This window comes from Phytoactinopolyspora endophytica (assembly GCF_004138495.1).
GTDB lineage: Bacteria > Actinomycetota > Actinomycetes > Jiangellales > Jiangellaceae > Phytoactinopolyspora > Phytoactinopolyspora endophytica.
In genome coordinates this window covers 241,437-245,216 of sequence record NZ_ML142855.1, presented here as the reverse complement: position 1 = coordinate 245,216, position 3,780 = coordinate 241,437, and the positions used below count along the sequence as shown (strand labels likewise).

The following is a 3,780-nucleotide window of genomic DNA, read 5'->3' as shown; positions in this document are numbered from 1 at the left end:
TAGAACATCTCAGCCACTTCGGGCTTCTCCATTCACTCAGTCGGACAGTGCTTTTGTGGGCTGGGGTCAGGCGGTGCGGTCGAGGCGCTCGAGCGGGCGCAGCGTGCGGTCGGTGATGGATCTCGCGCCACGGCCGACGGCGACCACCCCGGATTGCACGAGCTCACGGATCCCGTAGGGCTCAAGCACTCGGAGCAGCGCTTCCAGCTTGTCGGTCGATCCAGTCGCCTCGATGGTCACCGCGTCTGTGGCCACGTCGATCACCTTGGCCCGGAACAGCTCGACAGTCTGCAGGATATGCGGTCGCGTCTCGTTGTCGGTACGCACCTTCAGCAGAAGCAGCTCCCGCTGTACCGATGCGGTCGGCTCCAGCTCCACGATCTTGATGACATTGACCAGCTTGTTCAGCTGCTTGGTCACCTGCTCCAGCGGCGAGTCCTCGACGTCAACGACGACGGTCATCCGCGACACGGACGGATACTCGGTCGGTCCGACGGACAGCGAGTCGATGTTGAACCCTCGCCGGGAGAACAGCGCCGCGATCCTCGCCAGGACTCCCGGCTTGTTCTCCACCAGCACCGACAACGTGTGTTTACTCATTCTCTTCCTCACTAGGTCACTGGCCGGTCGGACGACGATCCGCGACGCCGGGTACGGGTGGGCGCGCCCGGACACCGCGGATCGCCGTTAGTCTTCACGGTCCCAGTCGGGCGCCATTCCCTTGGCGATCTGAATCTCATCGTTGCTGGTTCCGGCGGCGACCATCGGCCACACCATCGCGTCGCGGTGCACCCCGAAGTCGACGACGACGGGACGGTCGTCGACGCTCATCGCCTTCTCGATGGTCGCGTCGACGTCGTCCGCCTTGTCGCAGCGCAGCCCGACGCAGCCATAGGCCTCGGCAAGCTTGGCGAAGTCGGGGATGCGCTGGCTGTGCAGGTCCGTGTTGGAGTAGCGCTCGTTGTAGAACAGCGTCTGCCACTGCCGGACCATGCCGAGGCTGGCGTTGTTGATCACCGCCACCTTGATCGGGATCCCCTCGATGGCGCAGGTGGCCAGCTCCTGGTTGGTCATCTGGAAACAGCCGTCGCCGTCGATCGCCCAGACGGTCGAGTCGGGCTTACCGACCTGGGCTCCCATCGCGGCCGGGACCGCGAATCCCATCGTTCCGAGACCACCGGAGTTCAGCCACGTGCCGGGGTGTTCGTAGGAGATAAACTGCGACGCCCACATCTGATGCTGTCCGACACCACCGACGTAGACGGCGTCCGGACCGACGATCCGGCCCAGCCGCTCGATGACGTACTGCGGTGCCAGCTCACCACCGTCGGAGGTGGCGTAACCCAGCGGGTAGCGGTCCAGCCACTGGTTGAGCTGGGTCCACCAGCCGGCATAGTCACCCTGCCGGTCTGCTGCGTGCTCGGCTTGGATGGCGACGATCAGCTCCGAGAGGACCTCCTTGCAGTCGCCGACGATCGGCACGTCGGCGACCCGGTTCTTCGAGATCTCCGCCGGGTCGATGTCGGCGTGGATGATCGTTGCTCCCGGCGCGAACGACGACAGCTTGCCGGTCACCCGGTCGTCGAAGCGCGCCCCGAGAGCGACGATCAGGTCGGACTTCTGCAGCGACGTGACCGCGGCGACAGTCCCGTGCATGCCGGGCATGCCCAGGTGCTGTGGGTGGCTGTCCGGGAACGCGCCCCGGGCGGTCAAGGTCGTCACGACCGGCAGGCCGGACAGCTCGGCCAGCTGACGCAGCTCCGGCCACGCCTGCGCTCGGAGCACGCCACCTCCGACGTAGAGAACGGGACGCTTCGCCGATGTGATCAGCCGGGCCGCCTCCCGGATCTGCTTGCCGTGCGGCTTGGTGGTCGGGTGATAGCCGGGCATATCCAGGGTGTCCGGCCATGCGAACGTGGTCTGGGCCTGCATCGCGTCCTTGGCGACGTCGACCAGGACGGGACCGGGACGGCCGGTGGAGGCGATGTGGAACGCCTCGGCGACGACGCGCGGGATCTCCGCCGGATCGGTCACCAGGTAGTTGTGCTTGGTGATCGGCATCGTGATGCCGCGGATGTCCGCTTCCTGGAAGGCATCGGTGCCGATGGCGGCGCTGGCCACCTGACCGGTCACGGCGACCATGGGCACGGAGTCCATGTGCGCGTCGGCGATCGGCGTGACCAGGTTCGTCGCACCCGGGCCAGAGGTCGCCATACAGACGCCGACGCGACCGGTGGCCAGAGCGTATCCCTCGGCGGCGTGGCCGGCGCCCTGCTCATGGCGGACCAGGATGTGCCGGATCTGCTGCGAGTCGAACATCGGGTCGTAGGCGGGGAGAATCGCTCCGCCCGGGATACCGAATACGGTGTCGACACCAGCTCGCTCAAGCGAGCGGATCAGGCTCGCGGCACCTGTCATCGTCTCCGCGTCGTCGCTGTGTCCTTGCACCATGGTCGGCCTCTTCTTCTTCGTTCCGTCGGTTCCTCGACCGGATGTCCGGGTTCTCGAAACTCTCCTAGCAACAAAAAACCCCTCGGCCCGAAGGCTCACGAGGGGTAGCGCGTTGGGCGGTGTCGCCCGAACGCGCTAATGAAGTACTACGAGAATGCCGAATCGCACGCAAGTACCATCACGCATGGGCCGTGACCACGTCAAGCGACTCGGATAACTTCTCAACATACGGACTAACCGTCCGCATCCCGGATAGCAGCGTAGGTGTACCGGATACGGCTACCGGATACGGGATACGGGACTGGGCACGGTCCGGGATGCAGTGCTTCCGGCCGGAGCTCACCGGACCCTACTCATCTTCGACCTCGATCCGCCGCCGGTCAGCACGGCACGGAACGTCACCCCGGCGTCACTCGCCGGATCCGCCCGCAGCAGCCTGCCCAGCTGGACCGACGCGCGTTCCGTGGCGTCGGCGACCTCGTCCAGATCCGCACCCGGGTCGACCTTGACGCGCAACTCGATCACGGACTCCTTGCGCTCGCTCAGCACCCGGCCGGACGCGTCCCGCACCCCCGGCGTCGCCTCCAGGTCCAGTACGACGGGGGACATCAGCGCCGAGCCGTCGACGGTGAGCCGCCCGCTCCGGCCGGAACCGTCCAGCCGCATCCGTCCCACCGTACGCAGACGCGCATGCGCGGCCACCCACAGCAGACCGAGAATCACGAGGACGACGCCCGCACCGCCGACAGCCCACGGCCACCAGCTCTCCCCGGTCCACTCCACGGCGGTCTGGACGTCCAGCCGATCAGCGACATCCGGCAGCCATCCCTGCTGCCATGCTGCGGCCGCCGCACCGAGGGCGACCAGCACAAGGCCGACCACCAGGACGGCGATCCGCTCCGCCGCAGCCGCTGCCCAGCTCATGGTTTTGCCGCCACCGTTCGGACCACGATCCGCACATCGTGCGCATCGGCGAGCCTGCGCAACCGTTCGTCGACCCAGCCACGGATCTCATCGGCCACGGCAGGATCGCCATCCGTCCAGACCCGCACGACGACGGACTTCCGGCGCGCGGTTGCCTCTGCCTTGACCACCCCGGGATGCTGCACGGCGGTGTCCTTGGTCAACACCTCGACGGCGCCTCTCGCTGCCTGCACCCGGGTGTCGGCGCGCAGCGGAAGCGTCCGCCGCGGGCTGCGCAGCACAGCCGCGACGACCATCCAGACCCCGAGCAGAGCCACCACGATACCTGCAGGAATCATCCACATCGCCGGCTGAAGCCCGTCCAGCCACTCCAGCGCCTCGACGCTCAGCATGCCCCGGTCGGCG

4 protein-coding genes are annotated in these 3,780 nt (G+C 67.1%); all 4 read right to left on the bottom strand.

Annotation, left to right across the window (positions count from 1 at the left end; translation table 11 throughout):
- Window positions 1–66 precede the first annotated feature (66 nt).
- A complete protein-coding gene (gene ilvN, locus ELR45_RS15950) occupies window positions 67–600 on the bottom strand; it encodes an acetolactate synthase small subunit (protein ID WP_129667283.1) in 534 nt (177 codons plus the stop codon).
- 87 nt (window positions 601–687) lie between these two features.
- Window positions 688–2,550 (bottom strand): acetolactate synthase large subunit, encoded by a 1,863-nt coding sequence (locus tag ELR45_RS15945; RefSeq protein ID WP_276320688.1) that lies wholly within the window; start codon window positions 2,548–2,550, stop codon window positions 688–690.
- Between the two features lie 240 nt (window positions 2,551–2,790).
- Window positions 2,791–3,375, bottom strand: coding sequence for an Asp23/Gls24 family envelope stress response protein (locus ELR45_RS15940; protein ID WP_129667281.1), 585 nt, complete (start codon window positions 3,373–3,375; stop codon window positions 2,791–2,793).
- Window positions 3,372–3,780 (bottom strand): DUF6286 domain-containing protein (locus ELR45_RS15935; protein WP_205856688.1); only part of this gene is annotated, 409 nt, incomplete at its 5' end. The genes ELR45_RS15940 and ELR45_RS15935, both read right to left, overlap by 4 nt.